General features: G+C 59.8%; 20 protein-coding genes. 10 read left to right on the top strand and 10 right to left on the bottom strand.

All coding sequences use genetic code 11. The annotated features are described in order from the left end of the window. The 3 genes from B5F12_RS06100 to B5F12_RS06090 form a co-directional block, all read left to right on the top strand. Positions 1–632 (top strand): LPXTG cell wall anchor domain-containing protein (locus B5F12_RS06100; RefSeq protein WP_143482341.1); only part of this gene is annotated, 632 nt, incomplete at its 5' end. Positions 633–833: 201 nt separating this feature from the next. Then, positions 834–5,738, top strand: a complete 4,905-nt coding sequence (locus B5F12_RS06095; protein WP_087231838.1) for a discoidin domain-containing protein — start codon at positions 834–836, stop codon at positions 5,736–5,738. Between the two features lie 121 nt (positions 5,739–5,859). Next, entirely contained in the window at positions 5,860–6,084 is a 225-nt protein-coding gene (locus tag B5F12_RS06090; protein WP_087231835.1) for a DUF1653 domain-containing protein, read from the top strand. 3 nt (positions 6,085–6,087) lie between these two features. Here B5F12_RS06090 and B5F12_RS06085 read toward each other — a convergent pair whose 3' ends face one another. From B5F12_RS06085 to B5F12_RS06040, 10 genes are all read right to left on the bottom strand, one after another. Further along, entirely contained in the window at positions 6,088–6,618 is a 531-nt protein-coding gene (locus B5F12_RS06085) for an FmdE family protein (RefSeq protein ID WP_087231832.1), read from the bottom strand. Continuing rightward, positions 6,611–8,266 (bottom strand): ABC transporter ATP-binding protein, encoded by a 1,656-nt coding sequence (locus B5F12_RS06080; RefSeq protein WP_087231829.1) that lies wholly within the window; start codon positions 8,264–8,266, stop codon positions 6,611–6,613. Before B5F12_RS06080 ends, B5F12_RS06085 begins: the two co-directional genes overlap by 8 nt. 10 nt (positions 8,267–8,276) lie before the next feature. Next, positions 8,277–9,074 carry an ABC transporter permease gene (locus B5F12_RS06075; RefSeq protein ID WP_087231826.1) on the bottom strand — a complete coding sequence of 266 codons (798 nt, stop codon included), beginning with the start codon at positions 9,072–9,074 and terminating at the stop codon, positions 8,277–8,279. Then, positions 9,071–10,108, bottom strand: coding sequence for an ABC transporter permease (locus B5F12_RS06070; RefSeq protein ID WP_242954908.1), 1,038 nt, complete (start codon positions 10,106–10,108; stop codon positions 9,071–9,073). Before B5F12_RS06070 ends, B5F12_RS06075 begins: the two co-directional genes overlap by 4 nt. Next, complete coding sequence (locus tag B5F12_RS06065; protein WP_242954907.1) at positions 10,045–11,610, bottom strand: ABC transporter substrate-binding protein; 1,566 nt, start codon at positions 11,608–11,610, stop codon at positions 10,045–10,047. Before B5F12_RS06065 ends, B5F12_RS06070 begins: the two co-directional genes overlap by 64 nt. Before the next feature lie 184 nt (positions 11,611–11,794). Next, a complete protein-coding gene (locus tag B5F12_RS06060; protein ID WP_087231820.1) occupies positions 11,795–13,135 on the bottom strand; it encodes a DUF1576 domain-containing protein in 1,341 nt (446 codons plus the stop codon). Positions 13,136–13,168: 33 nt separating this feature from the next. Then, positions 13,169–14,770 carry an MBL fold metallo-hydrolase gene (locus B5F12_RS06055; RefSeq protein ID WP_087231817.1) on the bottom strand — a complete coding sequence of 534 codons (1,602 nt, stop codon included), beginning with the start codon at positions 14,768–14,770 and terminating at the stop codon, positions 13,169–13,171. Positions 14,771–14,901: 131 nt separating this feature from the next. Continuing rightward, positions 14,902–15,816, bottom strand: a complete 915-nt coding sequence (gene tsf / locus B5F12_RS06050) for a translation elongation factor Ts (RefSeq protein WP_087231813.1) — start codon at positions 15,814–15,816, stop codon at positions 14,902–14,904. Positions 15,817–15,890: 74 nt separating this feature from the next. After that, positions 15,891–16,622: a 30S ribosomal protein S2 gene (rpsB, locus tag B5F12_RS06045; protein ID WP_087231810.1), complete on the bottom strand. Its 732-nt coding sequence runs from the start codon at positions 16,620–16,622 to the stop codon at positions 15,891–15,893. 170 nt (positions 16,623–16,792) lie between these two features. After that, positions 16,793–17,074: a YlmC/YmxH family sporulation protein gene (locus B5F12_RS06040; RefSeq protein WP_087231807.1), complete on the bottom strand. Its 282-nt coding sequence runs from the start codon at positions 17,072–17,074 to the stop codon at positions 16,793–16,795. Positions 17,075–17,229: 155 nt separating this feature from the next. Between B5F12_RS06040 and pyrH the strand changes: the two genes are divergently transcribed. The 7 genes from pyrH (at position 17,230) to ispG (ending at position 23,523) form a co-directional block, all read left to right on the top strand. Next, entirely contained in the window at positions 17,230–17,946 is a 717-nt protein-coding gene (gene pyrH, locus B5F12_RS06035) for a UMP kinase (protein WP_087231804.1), read from the top strand. 12 nt (positions 17,947–17,958) lie between these two features. Continuing rightward, entirely contained in the window at positions 17,959–18,513 is a 555-nt protein-coding gene (gene frr, locus B5F12_RS06030; RefSeq protein ID WP_087231801.1) for a ribosome recycling factor, read from the top strand. 108 nt (positions 18,514–18,621) lie between these two features. Next, entirely contained in the window at positions 18,622–19,365 is a 744-nt protein-coding gene (locus tag B5F12_RS06025) for an isoprenyl transferase (RefSeq protein ID WP_087231797.1), read from the top strand. 3 nt (positions 19,366–19,368) lie between these two features. Then, positions 19,369–20,193 carry a phosphatidate cytidylyltransferase gene (locus tag B5F12_RS06020; RefSeq protein WP_087231794.1) on the top strand — a complete coding sequence of 275 codons (825 nt, stop codon included), beginning with the start codon at positions 19,369–19,371 and terminating at the stop codon, positions 20,191–20,193. Between the two features lie 37 nt (positions 20,194–20,230). Continuing rightward, positions 20,231–21,379 carry a 1-deoxy-D-xylulose-5-phosphate reductoisomerase gene (locus tag B5F12_RS06015; protein WP_087231791.1) on the top strand — a complete coding sequence of 383 codons (1,149 nt, stop codon included), beginning with the start codon at positions 20,231–20,233 and terminating at the stop codon, positions 21,377–21,379. Positions 21,380–21,390: 11 nt separating this feature from the next. Next, a complete protein-coding gene (locus B5F12_RS06010; RefSeq protein ID WP_242954906.1) occupies positions 21,391–22,461 on the top strand; it encodes a M50 family metallopeptidase in 1,071 nt (356 codons plus the stop codon). A 24-nt stretch (positions 22,462–22,485) separates the two neighbouring features. After that, positions 22,486–23,523, top strand: a complete 1,038-nt coding sequence (gene ispG / locus B5F12_RS06005) for a flavodoxin-dependent (E)-4-hydroxy-3-methylbut-2-enyl-diphosphate synthase (RefSeq protein ID WP_087231788.1) — start codon at positions 22,486–22,488, stop codon at positions 23,521–23,523. Positions 23,524–23,538: the final 15 nt, after the last annotated feature.

Here is a 23,538-nt window from a genome sequence, read left to right as displayed (position 1 = left end):
GGGGTCTGGGCCTGGTACAGGGCGACAAGACCATGCTGGAGCAGCTCATCAACAAGGCTGATGGCATGATTCCCGACGAGGACAAGTACATGCCCGACCACTGGCAGGAGCTGGTGGACGCCCTGGCTGCTGCCAAGGACGTGATGGCTGACGGCGATGCCATGGAAGAGGACATCCAGCCCGTGGCCGAGGCACTGCTCAACGCCATTCTGGCTCAGCGCTTCAAGGCGGACAAGTCCATCCTGGACGACCTCATTAACAAGGCCGAGGGCATCAACCTGGACGGCTACACTGCCGAGTCCGTGGCTACCTTCCGCACTGCTCTGGCCAATGCCCAGGCCGTGATGGCGGACAACAGCCTCTCCGAGGATGACCAGGCGACCGTGGACGACGCCGTGGCAGCCCTCACCGCCGCCATGGACGGCCTCACTGCCGGTGGCGCTCCCGAGACCACCGACAAGCCGGAAGCTACCGATAAGCCCGAGACTTCTCAGAAGCCCGAGGCGACTCAGAAGCCTGAGAACAAGGTGCCTCAGACTGGGGACAACAGCGGCCTGATGCTGTGGCTGACAGCTGGCCTGGCCTCTCTGGGCGGAGCAGTAAGCGTTTTCTTGAAAAAGAAAAGACAGTGATGCGTCAGCTGGAACGGCGCTTTCTGTAAAAAGCAGTTGAACATGGGCGGTACACGCCCCCACAGGGATTGGTCAAGGGTTCGTGTGTGGGGCGTGCCGCCCTGGGTCGGAGATCCGATGCAGCGTAAGAATGGAAGGTGATAGAGAAACGAATGGTTTGGAGAGAGCATTTCAATTTCGTATGACTTGGGAGGTAAGAACATGAAAAAACATGGTCGTTGGCCTGCTCTGATGTTGGCAGGCGCAATGATGGTCTCCAGCGTGGCAAATGTGGGCCTTGTACCCCAGGCGCATGCCCAGGGGGAATACCCCAACCTGGCGCTGAGCAAGCCCGCTACGTCCAAGAACGACGAGGGATATGGGCTGGTGGCCTCCAATGCCGTGGATGGCTCTTGTACCGGCGATAACGCCAATTCCCGTTGGTCCAGCGCCATGAGCTCGGGCGAGACCTGGCTGATGGTGGATTTGGAGAACTATGCCACCATTCACAGCTTCCAGGTGGTGTGGGTGGAGCCCCACGCCAATCCGTACAAGATTCAGTTCAGTGCAGACGGAACCAACTGGGTGGATGCGTACTCCGATGAAGACGGGGTCAATGTGGACGAGTATACCGAGCACACCAAGGATGTCAACGGTGGCCAGCGGTTTGATCCCCACACCTTGACCTACACCCTGGACAAGCCCCTGGAGGGTATGCGCTATGCCCGTATGTGGGCCAATAAGCAGGGCGGAGGCTATCCCTGCATTGGTGTCTATGAGTTCCGTGTATTTGGCGAGGAAGGCGAAGTGGTGCAGGAGCTGCTCAACAAGGACCCGGCCAACCTGGCCTTGGGCAAGACAGCCAGTGCCTATGCCTCTCCCATCTCCTATTGGGGTCCGGACAAGCTCACCGACGGCATCGTCAACCGCACCGCTTCCAAGCCTGACCAGTCCAGATGGTCCAGCGAAGCAGGCGCGCCCGGCTGGGTGCAGATTGACCTGCGTCAGCCCCAGAAGTTCCAGATCATCAATCTGGAGTGGGAGCAGCCCGTGGTGGAGGATTACCACATTGAGGTCTCCGACAACGGTTCCGACTGGACTACGGCCTACACAGCTGAAAAGAATACCGAGGGATATCCGGTGTCTGACCGGGTCACTCTGGACGCCCCTGTGACCGCCCGGTATGTGAAGGTGGCCATTGACAAGCTCAAGGAGGGGGCTTATCCCAGCTTGTCCCTGTACGAGGTGGAAATTTATACCCCTGACGTGAGCGGTACTGACAAGACCACCAATAAGGACATCAGCGTGTCCAACGGGACAGACGCCTCTGTGGTCACCGACGACAACCTGGAGACGGTGTGGCAGGGTGCCAGCGGCGACTCCTTCACCGTGGATCTGGGGGCTTCCCTGAAGTATAACCGCTATCACATGGATTGGGCTACGGCTGCCGCCTACCATGTGGAGGTCTCCAGCGACGGAAAGAACTGGGAAGGTGTGTATACCACCAGCGAGGCCCCGGAGGCCGCTACGGAAGTGACCCTGGACCTGGCCTACAACCAGCGCTATGTCCGGGTAACCCTGGACGGGGACGGCGCAGTCAAGGAGTTCTCCCTCCATCAGGATCTGGACTTTATCAACGTCTTTGACCAGGCCAAGCAGCTGCTGGACGGTATTACCATCGACGAGGATGACACCAGCCTGACACTGCCTGAGAAGTTCCCCCAGTCCATTGCTGTGACCTATCTGGGCACTGACTACGAGCAGGTCATTGACGCCGACCGCAACATCATCCGTCCCATTGTGGACACCACGGTGGCGGTGGGCTTCCGGCTGGAGAGCAAGAACCAGCCCGACAACTACCAGCTCTATGAGGTGAGTGTGGAGGTTCCTGGCCTGCACGACACCGAGGAGTCTCAGAACGAGAAGCCCAAGGTCATCCCCGAGCTGCAGCAGTGGTTCGGTACCACCGGTGACTTTACCATTCGGGACGGTGCCCGCATCCTGGTGGACCCCGCTCTGAGTGAAGAGTACATCACCATGGCCAACCGCTTTGCCGACGACTATGAGGACATCGTGGGCAAGACGATTGCCGTGGAGCGTGGCAACAATCCCACGGCTGGTGACTTCTACTTTGTGGCCAGCGATATCCCCTTCGATGAGGAGACCTATGATCTGCACATTGGGGAATACATCACCATCGAGGCCAGCCACCAGACCGGCGCCTACTGGTCTACCCGGTCCATCCTCCAGATCCTCAAGCAGACCGGGGATACCATCCCTCAGGGCGATGTACGTGACTACCCCAAGTACAAAGTCCGTGGCCTGAGCATGGACATTGCGCGCCGCTATGTGCCTCTGTACTTCCTGGAGGACTGGATTTCCCAGATGTCCTGGTACAAGATGAACGATTTCAATGCGCATATGAGCGACAATACCTTTGACCTATCCTTTGGCGGCTTCCCCCTGGAGTCTGATGTGCCCAACCTGACCAACCCCGAGGGTATGTACTACACCAAGGACGAGTTCCGTCAGTTCCAGCTGGATGCCAAAGAACAGGGTGTGAAGATTGTGCCTGAGTTCGACACTCCCGGACACTCTCTGCCCTTCACCGAGGCCCGCCCCGACCTGGCTCGCCCCGGCAAGAAGGAGTATCTGGATGTGCAGAACCCCGAGACCGCTCCCTTCGTTCAGAGCGTCTTTGACGAGTATCTGGATGGTGAGGACCCCGTGTTCCTGGAGGACGCCGTGATCAACATCGGTACCGATGAGTACAAGGGCGGTGGCCAGGAGGAGAAGGAAGCCTTCCGTGCCTACCAGGACACCATGCTCAAGTACATCCTGGAGAAGGGCCATACACCTCGTGCCTGGGGATCCCAGACCGAGAACCACGGTACCACCCCCGTACAGGTAGAGGGCGTGCAGCTGTACATGTGGTACATCGGTTACGCCAATGCCAAGGAGATGTATGACCTGGGTTACCAGATGATCAACATCAACGACGGCGACACCTACATCGTGCCCGGCGCTGGCTACTACTACGACTACCTGAACAAGGGTCACATCTACAACAACTTTGATCCCAGCAACATCTATCGTTCCTTCAAGGTTCCCGCAGGCGATCCCCAGATTCTGGGCGGCTCCTACGCTCTGTGGAACGACTGCACCGGCGGCAACGACAACGGCACCTCCGACATGGAGACCCTGGACCGTCTCTTCGACGCTCTGCCCGTTGTGGCGGCCAAGACCTGGGGCGACGGCAAGGACAATACCCTGTCCGAGCTGGAGGCCATTGTGGACGAGACCGGCTACGCCCCCAACACCAACCCCACCTATGAGGTGGAGACCAAGAACGACACCGTCCTCTCCTACGACTTTGATGAGGACGCCAAGACTCAGGACAACTCCATGAACGACTACGACCTGGTGTCCGAGGGTGAGAACGTGGCCTATGAAGAGGGCCATGATGGTACTGCTCTGACTCTGAAGGGCGGCTCCAGCTATGTGGAGACTCCTCTGGAGGATAAGGGCCTGAATACCACTCTGGACTTCTGGGTCAAGCGGGACGCTAACAGCGGCGATGACGAGCAGATCCTGTTCGAGTCCGAGATCGGTCAAATCAAGGCTGTGCAGAAGGAAACCGGAAACCTGGGCTTCTCTCGCGAGGCCAGAGACTACTCCTTCAACTATGCTCTGCCCAAGGGCGAGTGGGTGCACATCACCATGGTGATGGAGTTCACCAAGACCACCCTGTATGTCAACGGTGAGAAGATTCAGACTCTGGAGCGCACCGAGGAAGGCGGCAACAAGTGGGCCTCTCTGGTTACCCCGCTTATGCGCATCGGCAGCCAGACCAAGGCATTCCAGGGCCAGATCGACAGCCTGAGACTGTACGACTTTGCCGCCACCGCCGACCAGGTTGGCGACCTGTCCGTGGATCTGTATGACGAGGCCAGCGGTGTGCGTGTCCACGGCGATGTGGGCGTGCTGCCCTCTGACACCGTGCTCCAGGTGGCCGACCAGTCCAGCAACGAGAAGTTCCAGGAGATGGCAGAGAGCATCCTCAAGGACAACAGCATGAACGCCAAGTCCATCCAACTGCTCAGCGGGGAAGAGGCCGTGACTCCTTCCGGGGAGATCATGATCTCCATGCCCGTGGGCGAGATGGACCTGGATACCCTGGCCCTGTATGAGTTCCATCAGGATGGAACCTATGAGGAAGTGGCCTTCACCGTGAACAATGGCATGGTCTGCTGGACCAGCGATCACGCCAACGGCGCCGCCTCCGCCTTCGTCCTGCTGGCTCAGGCGGAGGCCCAGACTGCCAATAAGACCCTGCTGGAGAAGACCATTGCCTATGCTAAGGGTCTGGATACCACCGGTGTTACCGACTCTGCCAAGGCCGCCTTTGAGAAGGCTCTTGCCGAGGCCGAGGCTGTCATGGCCGATGCCAACGCCACTCAGGACGAGGTGAATGCCGCTTGGGATAACCTGCTGGAGGGCATCTGGGGTCTTGGCCTCACTCAGGGCGACAAGACCATGTTGGAGCAACTCATTTCCAAAGCTGAGGACATGATGGATAACGCCGACCAATATGTGGCGGACCACTGGCAGCAGCTGGTGGATGCTCTGGCGGAGGCCAAGAAGGTCATGGAGGACGGCAACGCCATGGAGGAGGACGTACAACCCGCCGCCCAGGCTCTGCTGGACGCCATTCTGGCCCAGCGCTTTAAGGCGGATAAGTCCATCCTGGAAGACCTCATTTCCAAGGCTGAGGGTATGGACCTCTCTGGCTACACCGCACAGAGCGTGGCCACCTTCCGCATGGCTTTGGCCAATGCTCAGGCTGTGATGGCGGATAACGCACTCTCTGAGGACGATCAGGACGTGGTGGACAAGGCTGTGGCCCAGCTCACCACTGCCATGGACGGTCTCACCGCCGGTGGCGCTCCTGAGACCACCGACAAGCCCGAGACTTCTCAGAAGCCTGAGGCCACTCAGAAACCGGAGAATCAGGTGCCTCAGACCGGGGACAACGCCGCCCTGATGCTGTGGAGCATGGCGGGTGCCATCTCCTTGGTGGGCATGGCTTGCCTCGTATATCGAAAGAATAAGTTGGGAGAGAAGTAACACCCTCCACAAAAAACGGAGCTAGGGGAAACCTGGCTCCGTTTTTGATATGCGCATGGAAAAGATACTTGGAGTGTGGTATACTTTTGCCCAGCTATTTTTATGGAAGGGGGAAATAGATATGAATCAATACGACATCCGTCCGGGCAAATACCGCCACTACAAGGGCAACGATTATGAGGTTCTGGGCCTGGCTACCCACTCGGAGACCCTGGAGCCCATGGTGGTGTACCGGGCTCTGTACGGGGAATACGGGCTGTGGGTGCGCCCGGCGAAGATGTGGAGCGAACTGGTGGAGGTGTCAGGCCAGCAAGTGCCCCGGTTTCGCTATGTGGGGGAGGAGTGACCCTCACACGTCAAAGCGGCGGTAGGGGTGTGCGCAGTCCAGGCACACCAGCTGCCCATGTTCCAGCCGCAGCATGGACTCGGCGGTGAGTTCCCCGCAACAACTACAAGGTTTTGAGGCAAAGAGACGGGCGCGCTCCGGCAGGGAGAGCACCGTCTCTTTTACGTCGAACAGCTCCGCCGGGGCCTTGCTCTGTAGATAGTGGAACTTCTCCTCTTTCGTGAGGTTGTCTGGGGTGGGGCGGAGCACCAGACGCACAGATTTCCCGCTGTTGCGCTCGTAGAAGGAGAAGGCCTGCTTGCCCCGCAGGTGGAACAACAGGTTTCCCTTGCCGATGCTGCACCCCAGAATGACCTGGATGGCGTCCACGCCACAGGCGTCGTTTTCCGTGATACACACCACGGACTCGTCCTCGGAGCGGGACAGGCCCAGCAGTTCCATGGCGTAGAGGGAGGCTTTGTAGCCAATGGTGAGGCCGCCGCAGGCGTGGCCGTGGAAGGCCACACAGTCCTCCCAAAGTTTTTGTTCATTCATAGGTGTGTTCCTCCTTGTGGGTGAAGATGGATGTGAAATCCGTGTGTAGAACCTGTTCGGGGTTCACTGGGTACAGGGTGCCTCCGTCCAGCAGATAGATGTGGTCGGAGATTTTACAGGCGCTGTATAGGTCGTGGGTGATCATCAGCATGGAGAAGCCCCGGCGGTATTGCAGGCCCTTGAGCATACGTAACAAATTGGCCTTGGCGGAGGGGTCCAGCATGGAGGTGGGCTCGTCCGCCAGCAGCACCGCAGGCTCCATGGTGAGGGCCCGGGCCAGGGCCAGACGCTGTTTCTGGCCCCCAGATAGTGCGCCCACCTTGCGGCGGTAGAAGCTGTCACAGGTGTACAGGCTCACATCCTCCAGGGCCCGAGAAAGTCGCTGAGGGTCATAGACCTTGGCCAGGCGCATGGGTTCGGACACCGCCTCTTCCACGGTCAGGTGGGGATTGAGGGCGGCTTGGCTGTCCTGGAGCACCATCTGGATGCCGCCCAGCCGCCGATGGAGAGGGAGCAGGTCCTGTTCTTGTCCCTGAAAACGGATGGAGCTGTGGGCAGGGCAGGGGAGCAGACCGGACAGCAGGCGGGCCAAGGTGGTTTTGCCCGCCCCGGAGCGGCCCACCAGTGACACGATCTCCCCGGCATATAGGGTGAGGTCTACGTGGTTCAGTACCGGAGTGGCTCCATAGGCGTGGGATAGGTCATGGCAGGAGAGCAGGGGCACAATGCCGCCCCGGTGGCAGGCCAGAGCCCGCCCATCCGGTTGGGGTTCCAGGTTTGGAGCCCTCTCACCGCACAGCGGAATGCTCTGGGTGCACCGCCCGTAAAAAGGACAACAGTGGTGCCCTGGCTGCTCCAGGGCGGTGTTGGGGCGGATGCCCCACAGGTCCCGTAGAGGGTTGAGGGTGACGGCGGACTGGAGCAGGCCTCGGGTGTAAGGGTGCCGGGGACGGTTCAGAATGTCTCTTGTGGGCCCTGTCTCCTCTATATGCCCCTGATAGAGTACCATGGTGCGCCCGCCCAGAGATCGGGCCAGTCCCATGTCGTGGGTGACCACCAGAAAGGCGGTGCCCAGGGTGTCCCGCAGCTTCTCAATGGCAGAGTGCACGGCAACGCAGGACTCTGGGTCCAGGCTGGCGGTGGGCTCGTCCAGCAGTACCAGCTCCGGGTCCAGGGCCACGGCGTTGGCCAATAAAAATTTCTGTACCATGCCCCCGGACAGCTGGTGGGGACGGAGGGACAGGTCGTCCGGCGACAGCCCCACCAGTTCCATGAGAGCATGGGCTTTTTGTATGCATTCCTCTGGGGAATAGGCCTGAGCCAGCACCTCGCGGAGGTGCTGGGCCAGGGTCAGCTTGGGATTGAGCCACTCCACCGAGTTCTGAAAAGCCACAGAGAGGGTCTTCATGCGTAGTTTGCGGCGCTGAGCCTCCCGCATGGTGAGAAAATCCGCCCCGTGGAGGAGCACCTGGCCCCCTACCTTACCCTCTGGGGGGAGCAAGCAGGAAATGGCCTGGACCAGCGAGGTCTTCCCGCTGCCGGACTCCCCGATGACGGAGAGGATTTCTCCCCGGTCCAGCTGGAAGCTGAGGGGGTGCAGGTGAAATTGTGGGTAGGACACAGAGAGTTCTTGAACTTGGAGCAGCACGGTACCCCTCCTAAGATTTGGGTAATTGAATGGCTTGCACCATCAGGCGCAGCAGCAAGGTGGACACCACCATGGCCCCCACGGGGGCCATCAGCCACCAGAGCCAGAACGGGGTGCGGTAAATGCCGGGAAACTGGGTGGCCCGGGCAATCATCAGCCCCCAGGACCGGGCCAGGGGGTCGGACAGGCCCAGAAAGGCCAGGGAGGACTCCTGAAGGATGGACTTCCCCACCACCCCCAGGGCGTTCACCGACAACAGGGGGAGCAGGTCCCCCGCCAGGTGGGTGCGGATGAGATACCAGAGTCCGCCGCCGTACACTTTGGCCATGGCCACATAGGGGCGGTGACACACCGAACGGGTTTTGGCCCGCATCACCTTGGCCACCGGGGCCCAGGAGAACAGGCAGAGAATCCAGATGACATTCCAGGTGTTCTGGCCCAGAAAGGCTCCCAGCACGATCATTACCGGCAGCTGGGGAATGGAGAGAAAGATCTGAATGAGCAGCCCTATGGTGTGATCCACCCAGCCGCCCAGCAGTCCTGCAGCCGTGCCCAATCCGCCTCCCAGCAGGAAGGTACAAAGGGCGGTCATGACACCAATGCCCATACTGCGGAAAAATCCGGCGGAGATTTGGGCGAATACATCCACCCCCAGGTTGTCAGTGCCCAGCCAGTGGGAGGCAGAGGGGGGCTGGAGGGAGTCCCCAGAGGGGAGAGCGGCGTCCCAGGGATAGAAGGTGACGCCCCAGAGAAAGACCAGGGTCAGCACAAGAAAGAGGGCGAGAGGGATGAGCAGGCTTTTTTTCATGGCTCCACCTCCCGCTCCACGGCGTGGTTGCACAGGTCTGCCAGGGTGAGACTCACCAACACCAGCAGGGCAGAGAGGAGAAATACCCCCTGAATCATGGGGTAGTCCCGGTAGGTCACTGCCTCCCGTAAGATGGTGCCCAGGCCCGGATAGGCAAAGACGTTTTCCACCAGAATGGTACCTCCCACGGTAGAGCCCACCGAGAGAAAGAGCCGGACTATAATGGGGGTGATGCTGTTGGCCAGGAGATAGAAGGGCCATACCCGCCGTTTTCGCAGTCCTTTGGCCTTCGCGTTTATCATGTATGGCTGCTCAAGCACGGAGGAGAAGCTGGCCCAGGCGGTGAAAAAGAACTTGGGGCAGGTCACCAGAGTCAGGGCGGCAATGGGCATGAGGCTGTGGAGAAGAATGTCACCCAGCTGCTGCCATAGGGAAGAGTACTGGGCGAAGGGAGTCACCGCTCCCGACAGAGGAATCCAGGCTACCCGGGCCGCCACCAGAAACAGCAGGAGCACACCCGTGAGAAAGGGCGGGAGTTCCGCCAGGGCGGAGAGGACGGGAGCCAAAATGCGGTGCCCATGCCGGGTGCCCACACAGATCAGGGCCAGCCCAACCCCCAGAATGAGGCTCAACAGCAGGGAAGCCCCCATCATCCACAGGCTCCAGGGCAGACGCTCCAGTAGAATGTCCGCCACCGGGCGTTTGTAGTGGATGCTCTGGCCCAAATCCCCGTGGAGATTGCGTACCACGGTGTCCACCAGCTGCTGAGGCCAAGGCTTGTCCAGACCGTAGTATTCCCGCAGCAGCTGCTTCTGCTCCTGGGTGTAGACCACGGCCACATCCACCCCGGACCCAGAGGCGGTGTAGTCAAAGGGGTCTCCCGGCATGAGCCGGGGGATGAAGAAGTTGAGCAGGTAGATGGCCGCACAGGAGAGCAGGAGCAGCAGAATGCGGCGGGTTATGGGGGCCGTCAGCGCTCCATGTAGGAGAGTCGGTTTTGTTCGGCCTGTTGATAGGCGTAGGTTTTCATCCATCCGTCGTAGTAGTCCTTTCGATACATGGAATAGGTGGATTGGTTTGCAATGACAAGGATGGGAATCTCCTGACTCACCAGCAACTCCAGCTCCTGGAACATGGCTAAGCGCTGGTCAAAGTCGGTCTCATACTGCTGCCCCTCGGCCAGACGGGTCATCTCCTCATTGGAGTAGCCGATGGCCCCCATGGAGTGGGGATTGGTGCCGGAGAACTTGGAGACATCGGAGAAGAGGGTGCGCATGTAGGTGGGGGGATTGTTGCCCCAGCCGCCGTTGCCCACCAGGGCGAACTCATAGGCGCCCTGGTTGATGTTATCATCCCGAGTGGCAGAGTCGTAGGCGGTGACGGACACGGTCATTCCCGCCTGGGTGAGGCCGTTTTTGATAATCTCGGCAATGGCCAGGTCGTCGGCGCTATTGCTGCAGAGAAGGGTGACAGACAGATTTTGACCGCCCAACACCTCCTGGGCCTTTTGGGGGTCATAGTCGTACTGCACCACATGTTCGTTGTAGAAGATACTTCCCTGAGGGACATAGCCCGCGCTGCCCACGCTACCCGTCCCACGGAACACGTTGTCCACGACACTCTGGCGGTCAATGGCGGCGTATACCGCTTGGCGGTAGGTGAGGTCTAAAAACTGCGGGCACTTCACGTAGTTAATGAGCAGCTTGTACCCCATGTCGTTGGCCTTGTCCACCAGCGAGATGTTGGGGTCACTGAGGTAGCTGTCTTTTAAGTCGGCGGGAAGGGAGGTGATGTCCAGTTCCCCGGCGTCAAAGGCCAGCAGAGGGTCACTGACGGGGATAAACTGGATTTTCTCCGCCCCCTGGGTTCCGTTGCACCACCCCTCGTAGGCGGTGAACTCATATAGCCCGGTGGCTCCGTCGTACTGGGTGCAGGAGAAGGCTCCGCTGCCCACCAGATAGCCCTCCCCGGTGTAGGAGTATGGGTCCTCTACCTGGGACCAGATGTGCTGGGGGAGGATGACAAAGCTGCCCAGATTGGACAGGGTGTCGGCGTCGGGCTCGTCCACCGTCAGGGTAATGGTGTGGTCGTCCACCACCGTGTAGTGGTCCACCAGGAAGTCTTCGCCCACGCCCAGGGGATTGGAGACTGGGGGATGCTCCCGGTAGTAGTCCAGGGTAAAGGCCACGTCCTGGGCGGTGAGGGGCTCCCCATCCTGGAAGGTGGCGGTTTCAAAGAGGGTGAAGGTGTAGTCGCTGCCGTCCACCGTCCAGCTCTCGGCCAGCCAGGACACGTCCCCCTCCTCGTCTTTTTCCAGCAGGCTGCCGTATACCAGCTTCATTTTAGCGGCGCCGGGGCCTCGAGACTGGCAGAGGAACGGGTTGGGAGCGCCCCAGTCGGTGCCACCCTCCAACTTGAGGGTGGGCACGGAATACTGGGAGTTGGAAGGGGTGGATGAGGGGGAAGAGGTGGTGCATCCGGCGCACAGGGCTAAGGCGGCGGCACAGGTGAAGGCGATGATGGGTTTTGTGTGCATGGTTGGTCCTCCTAGCACAATAAAAAAGTTCATCAAGAGCACCTCCTGGTGCTCCTGATGAACTTCTCATTCATCCAATCTTATGGTGTGGCGGGGATATGGCAACGGCCATCTTCTGACAGCCCAGAGGATTGCTTCTACAATCTAAAAGTTATTTTACCAGATTGGGCGTCCCATGTCAACGTCACAGAGGGTCTTCCATGCCGTCATGGGCATGGGCGGCCAGCAACTCCTGGGATTGGGGCGTGTCGTCCTCGTAAATTTCAAACAGATTCTCGTCCTGGAGGGTGGGACGGCGGTGGCGAAACAGGGATGTGATTACCGGATAGAGCACCAGGGCCACCAAGCCCGCAGAAAAGCCGTTGTTATACAGGTTCATGCCCTCCAGGGGCAGCCCGGCCTGGAGCACCACCGCCGAGTGGATGAGTCCGGCCACCACTCCAAAGGGCCAGCCGAACACCCCGGAGAAGGGGGCCAGGGCGGTGCCAAACAGGGAGGCCAGCTGGAGCGACTCGTGGCTGGCGGAGACGTGGAGGAAGGTACTGCCCAGCAGCACTCCAATCATCACCGGGGCGATGTTGCGCAGGTGCTTTCCGTAGGCGGAAAAGCCCATGATGGTGAAAATACCGCCTAGGGTGGGTCCGTTCAAGTCTCCGCCCGTGACCAGAATGTATACCATGGCAAACAGTCCATTGACGCCGATGTTCACCAGAACGGGCCCGTGGCCGAACACACGCAGGTAGTCGCTGGGGGCACGGCCAGAGGTGTGGAGCAGCCGCCAGTAGCCCCGCAAGGTGGTGCGGGGGTTGGGGATGAGCCCGGCCACAATGAGACTAATACATACCAGAGCCAGAAAGATGCCGAAGGTGAGATTGTTCCCCGTGGACCAGATCAGGTGGGAGGCGGGATTCAGACCCAAGGCTTTGAAGATGGGGACAAAGATCATGGCCACCAGTCCGCAGGCAAAGCCGGTGGAGTACAGATTCATGCCGTTTTGGATGCGGAAGGCGTACTCGGACACCGGAGCAATGAGAAAGCCGATGAGCAAGCCCACCACGGCCCCCAGCCAAGGGGACACATCACAGCCCATGAAACTGACCATGGGGGCCAGGGAAGTGCCCAACATGGCCACGTTGACGTACTTGGAAAAGGGTTCTTTCCGCCAGAGGGCGTAGAGGGCCGTGCCAAAGAGGATGGGCCAGATGTTGAGAATGTTTTTTCCAAACAGGGAAAAGCCCGCCATGAGGCTGATGGTGACCAGGGTGGAGCCGTTGGGCGTCTCGCCCACCAAATAGAAGATGGCCACGGCGATGAGGGTGACCAGCCCTGCGTTGACAAACGCAGGGCCGGTCCCGCACAGAGCTACATAGTCGGTGATGAGTACGTCCTCATGGCTGAGCATGGTCCATAGACCCTGGAAAAGATTTTGTGAATGAAATAGGCCAAACACCAGCAGAAGTGCGCCAAATCCAGCGGCAGCTGGAAGCAGGGCGGCGTTTCGGCGGTGTACGTGGGGTACGTGCATAGAGTGTTTCGTCTCCTTACCTATTGGAGTGCATCAACGGTCCCATTTGTCGATGAGGGCCCGAATCTGGTCGGCGAACTTGCCCAAATCCTTGTTGGAGCCGCCCTTGTTGTGGGCGATGACCTCCATCAGTCGCTTGCCCACATCTTCCAGACGGCGGTAGGCGGGAGAACCGGGGGCAGGCAGTGCTGTGGCGGGCTTCCGCTCCAGAATGACACCGGGGGCCAGCATCCGGTTCTGGAGCAGGTCGTAGACCTCCTCGTAGTTGGGGGAGTGGGCCTGGAAGCCCAGGTCCCGGAGGGTCTGGGCGTAGTGCTCGGTGACACTGCTCTCACCGTGGACCACAAAGACATGCTGGGGCATGGGATGATAGGCCTGAATCCAGGCAATGAGGCCATTTTTATCGGCGTGGGAGGAGAGGCCGGGGAAGTTGACGATGCGGGCCCGCACCGAGATCTCCTCGCCGAAGAGCTTGACGTGGGTTACCCCGTCCAGAAGCCGCCGGCCTAAGCTGCCCTCGGCCTGATAGCCCACAAACACCACGGCGCACTCCTCTCGCCACAGGTTGTGCTTGAGATGGTGGCGGATACGCCCGGCGTCACACATGCCCGAGGCAGAGATGATGACCTTGGGGTTGGGGTCCGAGTTCAGGGCCATGGACTCCTGGGTGGACTCGGTGATGTTCAGGCCGGGGAACTGGAACAGGGCGCCACCCTTCAGGGCCTCAATGGCCTCTTCGTCCAGATATCCGTGGAGATCGCCGGAGAAAATCCGGGTAGCGGCGCCAGCCAGGGGGGAGTCCACATACACCTGAAAATCGGGGACGCTGCGCACCAGGCCCTGCTCTTTCATCTCACGCATAAAGTACAGAAGCTCCTGGGTGCGGCCCACCGCAAAGGAGGGGATGATGACATTTCCGCCTTTGGAGAGGGTCTCGTCAATGAGGGCGGCCAAATCTCCGGTGTAGTCCGGGTCCACGTCCATGTCGTGGAGGCGGTCCCCGTAGGTGCTCTCCGTGACCACATAGTCTGCCTCGGAGATAAACTGGGGGTCCCGGATGATGGGCTGCTCCCGGTTGCCAATGTCCCCGGAGAAGACGATCTTTTTGGTCTCGCCGTTCTCGGTCAGCCACAGCTCGGCGCTGGCCGAGCCCAGCAGGTGCCCGGCGTCGGTGAAGCGGAGCTTGATGTCGTCATTGACTTGAATCTCCTGGCCGTATTCGCACACCACCAGGTGGCGGAGGGTGCGCTCCACATCGGCCAGCGTGTACAGGGGCTCCACCGGGGGACGTCCGGCCCGCTGGCCCTTCTGGTTTTCCCACTTGGCATCACTTTCTTGGATGTGGGCGGAATCCCGCAGCATAATGTCCAGCAGTTGGGCGGTGAGGCGGGTGCAGTAGATGTTGCCGCCAAATCCCTGCTTGATGAGCAGGGGAATGCGGCCGGAGTGGTCAATGTGGGCGTGGGTGACAATGACGTCCTGAATGTAGCTGGGCATGAAGTCCAGCTGGGTGTTGTCGATCTCATCCCGCCCCTGCTGCAAGCCGCAGTCAATGAGCACCTTGTATCCGTTGCACTCCACACAGTGGCAGCTGCCGGTGACGGCTTTGGCTGCACCGAAAAATGTGAGCTTCATCCAGAGCACCTCCTATGCAATACTTCTAATAGCATTGTAATCCATTCCCGCTGGTTTGTAAAGAAGTGCACAAAAGAAAAGGGGATGCAGGCGGTGAAACCTGCATCCCCGAAAAAGGTTGGCAAATAAAATTACTTAGCCAGCTGCTTGGCGATCTCCTCAGCGAAGTTCTCCTGCTTCTTCTCGATGCCCTCGCCCTTCTCGAAGCGCACGGCGTCACGGAAGGTGACGGTGCCGCCCAGAGCCTTGGCAGCGGAAGCAATATACTTCTCCACGGTCATGTCGCCGTCCTTGACGAACTCCTGCTGGAGCAGGCAGTTCTCGGAGTAGAACTTGTTGAGCTTGCCGTCCACGATCTTCTCCTTGACCTGGTCGGGCTTGTTGGCCATCTTGGGATCGTTGGCCATCTGCACCAGCATGATCTTCTTCTCCTCAGCCAGCACGTCCTCGGTGACCTGGCTCTTGTCCCAGAAGCGGGGGTTCAGAGCAGCGATCTGCATGGCCACGTCCTTGCCGATCTCGGTGGCGTCGATGTCGCCCTCCACGTTCAGGGAGACCAGCACGCCGATCTTGCCGCCAGCGTGGATGTAGGGCACGCAGAAGCCCTCAGCGAAGCGGGCAAAGCGGCGGACCTTGATGTTCTCACCGATGACCAGAACCATCTCCTGCTGCTGCTCCTGGACGGTCAGGTCGGTGCCGTCGTACTTGCAGGCCATCAGAGCGTCCAGGTCGGCGGGGTTGCAGGCAGCCACAGTGGCGGCCACGCCCTTGACGAAGTTGACGAACTTCTCGTTCTTGCCCACGAAGTCGGTCTCGGCGTTGACCTCGACCACCACGCCCACGCCGTCGATGACAGCGGCGTAAGCCATACCCTCGGCGGCAATACGGCCAGCCTTCTTGGCGGAAGCAGCCAGACCCTTCTCACGCAGGATCTCGATGGCCTTGTCCATGTCGCCCTCGGCCTCGGTGAGAGCCTTCTTGCAGTCCATCATGCCGACGCCGGTCATTTCGCGCAGCTTCTGTACGTCCTTAGCGGTAATACCCATAGTATATTCCCTCCAAATTTGTAAATAAACGAATTGGCGCCCGCCCGACGGGACGGGCGCCAACCAATCACTGATTACTCAGCAGCGGGAGCCTCAGCAGCCTCAGCGGCGGGAGCAGCGTCCACACCCTGGCGGCCCTCCTGCACGGCGTTGGCCATGACAGAGGAGATGAGCTTGATGGCGCGGATAGCGTCATCGTTGCCGGGAATCACGTAGTCGATCTCGTCGGGATCGCAGTTGGTGTCCACGATAGCCACGATGGGGATGTTCAGCTTGCGGGCCTCGTTGATGGCGTTGCGCTCCTTGCGGGGGTCAACCACGAACAGAGCACCGGGGAGCTTCTTCATCTCCACGACGCCGCCCAGGTACTTCTCCAGCTTCTCGATCTCGCCCAGCAGCTTCATGACTTCCTTCTTGGGGAGCATGTCGAAGGTGCCGTCCTCCTGCATCTTCTTGAGCTGGTTCAGACGGTCCACGCGGGTGCGCATGGTCTTGAAGTTGGTCATCATGCCGCCCAGCCAACGGGCGTTGACGTAGTACATACCGCAGCGGGAAGCCTCTTCCTTGATGGCCTCCTGAGCCTGCTTCTTGGTGCCCACGAAGAGCAGGGACTGGCCGTTGGCGGCGATGTCACGCACGAAGGAGTAGGCCTCCTCCAGCTTCTTCACGGTCTTCTGCAGGTCAATGATATAGATACCATTGCGCTCGGTGTAGATGTAGGTGGCCATCTTGGGGTTCCACCGACGGGTCTGGTGGCCGAAGTGCACGCCGGCCTCCAGCAGCTGCTTCATAGATACGACTGCCATTGTTTAGTTCCTCCTAAAATTTAGTTACTACCTCCGGGAGCCTCATCTCTTGCGCCAACCTTCCAAAGGAAAGCACATGACGAAAAATCCGCCCCCGTGCGGAATGCCCTGAAATTCTATCATAGAATCCAGGGATATGCAAGTGGTTTTTTCTTCTTTTTGCGATAAATTTATGGATGCCGGGGCTTGGTATCCGGTTTTGCCTCCTGACGGCGCTGCCGACCGTCCACCAAAATGAGGTCCTCGCCGAATCGGGTGATGGAGGACCAGGGGAACACGGTGTCCGGTTCCCGGCCCAGAAGGCCAAACCACCGGGGTTTTCCCGAGATGATGACGCTTTCGATTGTGCCGTTTTGGGCGTCGATCTCCACATCCCCGATGTATCCATACCGCGTCCCGTCGGCAATATCAATGACTTCCTTATATTGTAGGTCAGAAATGTTGCAGATCATAGTATTCCCTCCTATATTCTATATGTATCCCCCCGGGTTTTGCGGTATGCAGGGGAGAGACCAGGAGATTTGGGAAAAAATTAATTTTCCCACTAGGCAAGAAGGAGATTCTGTATTAAAATAGGGCTGATAACAAAATTCGGAGGTATCACCCCATGAATGAATGGAAGTATAAACGAGTCCTGCTGAAGGTCAGTGGTGAAGCTCTGGCCGGGGATGCTGGCCGTGGGCTGGATTTTGATGTGATTGACAGTGTGTGCGATGCCATTGCCCGGTGCAACAAGGCTGGGATTGAGATCGGCGTCGTGGTGGGCGGCGGCAACTTCTGGCGCGGCCTGAAGGACGGCAAGGGCATGCGGGAGCGCACCCGTGCCGACCACATGGGTATGCTGGCCACCACCATTAATTGTCTGGCCCTGGCTGATATCCTGGAGCAGAAGGGCGTGGACGTGCGGGTGCAGACCGCCATTGAGATGCGGGCCATGGCCGAGCCCTACATCCGCTCCCGTGCCATCCGGCACCTGGAGAAGGGCCGTGTGGTGATTTTCGGTTGCGGTACCGGCAACCCCTTCTTCTCCACCGACACTGCCGCTGTGCTGCGGGCCGCTGAAATTGACGCCGATGTCATCCTGCTGGCTAAGAACGTGGACGGCGTGTACTCTGCTGACCCCAATCTGGACCCCAATGCGGTGAAGTACGACACCATTACCTATGATGATATTCTGGCCCAGCACCTGCAGGTGATGGACTCCACAGCCACCTCTCTGTCCATGGACAACAAGATCCCTGTGGTCCTGTTTGCCCTGAAGGACCCGGAGAACATTCTCCGCGTGGCCCGTGGTGAGAAGATTGGTACCATTGTAAAGGATTAAGGAGGAAGAACCATGACGGAACTGTGCAAGCCCTTTGACGGAAAGATGGTCAAGACCATTGAGGTGGTCAAGAGCGATTTCGCCGGTGTCCGCGCTGGCCGTGCCAACGCGGGTGTTCTGGACCGCATCCAGGTGGAATACTATGGTACTCCCACCCCCATTCAGCAGGTGGCCAGCATTTCCACCCCGGACCCCCGCACCCTGGCCATCCAGCCCTGGGACGGCTCCCTGCTCAAGGAGATTGAGCGGGCCATTCTGTGCTCCGATCTGGGCATCAACCCCCAAAACGACGGCCGTGTGATCCGCCTGTCCTTCCCCCAGCTTACCGAGGAGCGCCGTATGGAGCTGACCCGCCAGGTGCGCAAGTATGGCGAGAGCGGTAAGGTTGCCATCCGCAACATCCGCCGGGATGCCATGGAGCACTTCAAGGATTTGAAGAAGAAGTCTGAGATCACCGAGGACCAGTACAAGGACTACGAGGATGAGATTCAGACCATCACCGACAAGCGGTGCAAGGAGATCGACGCCCTCACCGCGGAGAAGGAAAAGGAGCTCATGGCGGTGTAATCCACACCGTTGTACCATACAATACCAGCGGGGCGAAGGTACGCCCCGCTTGTGTTGTATTTTTGGGATGGAATGTCCATACTTTGAAATAGATTAGGATGCGTGAATATGGCGTTATTTAATCGTAAAACCCAGGCGTCCCAGGTAGATATGAGCCGTTTGCCCCGGCATATTGCCATCATCATGGACGGCAACGGCCGTTGGGCCAAAAAGCGGGGCCTGCCCCGCAAGGCGGGACACGCCGCCGGGGCGGAGACCTTCCGCACCATTGCCACCTATGCCAAGGAGCTGGGGCTGGAGTACCTGACGGTGTATGCCTTTTCCACGGAGAACTGGAAGCGGCCGGAGGATGAGGTGTCCTCCATCATGGGCCTGTTGGAGCGGTATCTCAAAGAGGCCATTGAGACCATGGCCAAGGACAAGGTGAAAATGGCCTTTTTCGGAGACCTGTCCCCGCTGAGTCCGAAACTCCAGGAGCTGTGTCATCAGACCGAGGAGATTTCCAAGGGCTATGACGGCTGCCAGGTGAACATCTGCTTCAACTACGGCGGCCGGGCGGAGATCATCCGGGCGGCGACGGAGTTTGCCCGTCGGTGCCAGCAGGGGCAGGCGAATCCTGAGGACCTCACTGAGGATGTTCTGGGCGATCTGCTCTATTCGGCTGGCGTGCCCGACCCGGACCTTGTGATTCGTCCCAGCGGCGAGGTGCGCATTTCCAACTTCCTGCTGTGGCAGTCCGCCTACTCTGAGTTTTACTTTACCGACGTGCTGTGGCCCGACTTCACCAAAGAGGAGTTGCTGCGGGCAATTGCCGATTTTCAGAATCGCTCCCGGCGATTTGGAGGGGTGTAAGGGATGCTGGTACGAATTGCGGTTGCAGTGGTGTTGGTCCCTCTGCTGTTGCTGGCCATGCTGCCCAGCTCGCCCCTGATTTGGTCCATTGTGGTGGCAGCCATTGCCGCCGCTGCTTCCTTTGAGCTGCTGCGGGCGGCCGGGGAGGATAAAGTCTCCCCCTGGATGACCTGTGTTGCGGTGCTCTCTGCCGCTCTGATCCCCCTGGGTTGCTGGATGGGAAAGGGAACCACCACGGTAAGCGTGTGTACCTTTGTGGTGATGGCCGTGTCCTTTTGGTGCGCCATTCGGGCCTATGACGAGGGAACGGCACCCATTGGCTTTTACCATGTGATGCTCACCCTGTTCTCCGGTGTCCTCATTCCTCTGGGCCTGTCCGCTCTGGTCTTGCTGAAAATGATGGACCATGGAGAGTATTGGGTGCTCTTTGCGGTGCTTATGGCCTTTGTCACCGACGCAGGGGCCTACTTTGTGGGCGTGTTTTTTGGCAAACACCGGGGCATCACCAAGGTCAGCCCCAACAAGAGTCTGGAGGGCTACATCGGCGGTTTCGTCTTTGGCGTGCTCTATGCGCTGGCCTACGGCGGCGTCATTCAGGCCATCAGCCACAATCCGGTCAACTTCCTGCCCTTGGTGCTCTCAGGACTGGTGGGCGCTCTGGCCACCGAGCTGGGCGATCTGTCTTTCTCCTTCATCAAGCGGGAATTCGGGGTCAAGGACTATGGGCACCTGCTCCCTGGACATGGGGGAATGCTGGACCGGTTTGACAGTATGATTTTCTGTGCCCCTGTGGTGCTCTTCATCCTCCAGGCCATCCCCGTGCTGTGACCATGGCCTGGACCAGATATAGAAATCGAGGGATAACATGAAACGAACCTTATCCATTTTAGGCTCCACCGGCTCCATCGGTCGGCAGACCCTGGACGTGGCCCAGGCCTGCGGCCACCAGGTGGCGGCTCTGACGGTAAACCGCAGAGTGGAGCTGGCCGAGCAGCAGGCCCGGCAGTTCCAACCCCAGCTGGTGGTGGCGGTGGACGAATCCGCTGCCCAGGATCTGAAACAGCGCCTTGCCGACACTTCCATCCGTGTGGTGGGAGGCCGGGAGGGCCTGATGGAGGCCGCCACGCTGCCCCAGGCGGACACCGTGGTCACCGCCGTGGTGGGGATCGCCGGACTGGAGCCCACTCTGGCGGCCATTGACCAGGGCAAACGCATTGCCCTGGCCAATAAGGAGACCTTGGTGTGCGCCGGGGACCTGGTGATGCGCCGGGCAGAGGAGAAGGGGGCGGAGATCGTCCCCGTGGACTCGGAGCACTCCGCCATCTTCCAGTGCCTCCAGGGCTGCAAGGACCGGGGCGAGGTGAAGCGCCTCATCATCACCGCTTCCGGCGGCCCCTTCTTTGGAAAAACACGAGAGGAACTGGAGCATGTGACCCGGGCCCAGGCGCTGCGCCACCCCAACTGGGCCATGGGTGCCAAGATCACCATCGACTCCGCCACGTTGATGAACAAGGGATTGGAGTTTATCGAGGCCATGCGGCTCTACCACATGCCACCCCAGCAGATTCAGGTGGTGGTGCACCGGGAGAGCATCATCCACTCTCTGGTGGAGTTCAACGACGGGGCCATTCTGGCCCAGCTGGGCACAGCAGACATGCGGGTGCCCATCCAGTACGCTTTGACCTGGCCGGAGCGCACGCCTGGTCCGGCCACCCCGCTGGACCTGCTCACCTGTCCGCCCCTGACCTTTGCCAAGCCCGACCCGGACACCTTCCGGTGCCTGGGATTGGCTCTGGAGTGCGCCCAGAAGGGCGGCACCTCGACGGCCATTCTCAACGGGGCCAACGAGGTGGCAGTGGAGCTGTTCCTGGAGGAGAAGATCTCCTTCCTGGACATTGCCCGGCTGGTAGAGGGCGCGTTGGAGCGGGTGGCGTCCAAACCCGCCGACACCCTGGAGGACGTGCTGGAGGCAGACCGTGCCGCCCGGCAGGCAGTCCGTGACTTGTTAATTTGAGGTGAATATCTTTGGAGCGAATCTTCTTTATTCTCTTGGCAATTCTCATCTTCGGCGTGATGATTGCCATTCACGAGTTCGGGCACTTCATCACTGCCAAGCTGTTGGGAATCCGAGTGAATGAATTTGCCATCGGTATGGGTCCGGCGCTGTGGAGCCGTACCCGTGGCGAGACCCAGTACTCCCTGCGGGCCTTCCCCGTCGGCGGCTACTGCGCCATGGAAGGGGAGGACGAGGCCACCGGGGACGAGCGGGCCTTCAGCATCCAGCCCGCCTGGAAAAAAATCATCGTCCTGTGTGCGGGCTCGTTCATGAACTTCCTCATGGGCCTGGTCATCGTCCTGGTGCTGTATATGGGAGTGACCCAAGTGCGGGTGCCGGTGATTACCCAGCTGGCCGACGGATTCCAGCTGCAAGGGGAGTCGGGGCTCATGGTGGGGGATGAAATCCTCTCCGTGGATGGCCACGGTATCTGGGTCTATGAGGATGTGCTCACGTTCCTCTCCCGCAACGATGGCAATGGCATCGATCTGACGGTACGGCGAGACGGGGAGAAAGTGGTACTCAAAGATCTGCCCATGGAGCGCTTTGAATACCAGTATGACGGTCAAGACGCCTATGGGTTTGGCCTGATCTTTGAGCAGGTAGACGATCTGTCCATCTGGGGCAGGGTGAAACTGGCCACCGCCCAGACCTTTGACTTTGTGCGCATCGTCTGGATGAGCCTGGGCGACTTGGTCACCGGCCGCGTGGGCGTGGACCAGATGTCTGGCGTCATCGGCGTGGTGGACGTGGTGTCTGAGGTAGGCACCCAGTCCGACTCCATTTTGGTAGGCGTCCAGAATGTGTTCTATATCATGGCGCTCATTGCGGTCAACCTGGCTGTGATGAACATGCTGCCCATTCCCGCTTTGGACGGCGGGCGAGTGCTGTTTGTGCTGCTCAACGCCATTTCGTACCTCTTCTTCCGGCGACATATCCCCCAGCGGCTGGAGGGGTATATCCATGCTGTGGTCCTGGTGCTGCTGCTGGTGGTGATGCTCCTCATCGCCTTCCAGGATGTGTGGAAAATTGTGGTGTAAATACTGTAAAGGAAGTGACCTTGCATGACGCGACAAATTCATGTGGGGAACGTCGCCATCGGAGGCGGCGCCCCCGTCTCCATTCAATCCATGACCAACACCCCCACCCATGACGTGGAGGCCACCCTGGCCCAGATTCGGGCCCTGGCGGCAGCTGGCTGTGAGATCGTCCGGGTGGCCGTCCCCGATGAGCGGGCCGCCCAGGCGGTGGCCGCTTTGAAGGCGGGCAGCCCGCTGCCCCTGGTGGCGGACATCCACTTCGACTATCGGCTGGCCCTCACCGCTGTGGAGGGGGGCATTGATAAAATCCGCATCAACCCCGGCAACATTGGCGGGGAAGACCGGGTGGAAGCGGTGGCCAAAGCCTGCAAGGAGCGGGGCATCCCCATCCGCATCGGCGTCAACGGCGGCTCTCTGGAGAAGCCCCTGCTGGAGAAATACGGCGGCCCCACCCCAGAGGCCCTGGTGGAGAGTGCCCTGGGCCACGTGGCCCTGCTGGAGAAGTACGGCTTTGAGGACATCTGCATCTCCATGAAGTCCTCCTCGGTGCCCACCACCATGCGGGCCTATCAGCTCATGGCCCAGAAGTATGACTTCCCCCTGCACCTGGGCGTCACCGAGGCGGGCACTGCCGAGATCGGCTCCATCAAGTCCGCCGCTGGCATTGGCGGCCTGTTGGGCCTGGGCATCGGTGACACCTTCCGGGTCACCCTCACCGCCGACCCGGTGGAGGAGATCGTGCTGGCCAAGAAGATTCTCAAGGCGGTGGGCCTGCGTAAGGACGGCCCGGAGCTCATCTCCTGTCCCACCTGTGGCCGGACCCAGATCGACCTTATCCCCATGGCCCACAAGGTGGAGGAGCTTTTGAAGGGCGTGGACAAGCCCATCACCGTGGCTGTGATGGGGTGTGTGGTCAACGGACCTGGAGAGGCCCGCCACGCCGACGTGGGCATCGCCGGAGGCAAGGGGGAGGGCGTGCTCTTCCTCCATGGGGAGATTGTGGACAAGGTCCCGGAGGACCAGCTCATTCCCCGTCTCATGGCCCTTATTGATACCCTGTGACAAGGAGTACATTTC

Origin of the sequence: Pseudoflavonifractor sp. An176 (assembly GCF_002160435.1) — a bacterium.
GTDB classification, from domain to species: domain Bacteria; phylum Bacillota; class Clostridia; order Oscillospirales; family Oscillospiraceae; genus Enterenecus; species Enterenecus faecium.
The sequence above is the reverse complement of the archived record's forward strand: the minus strand, read 5'-3'. Positions and strand labels throughout refer to the sequence as shown.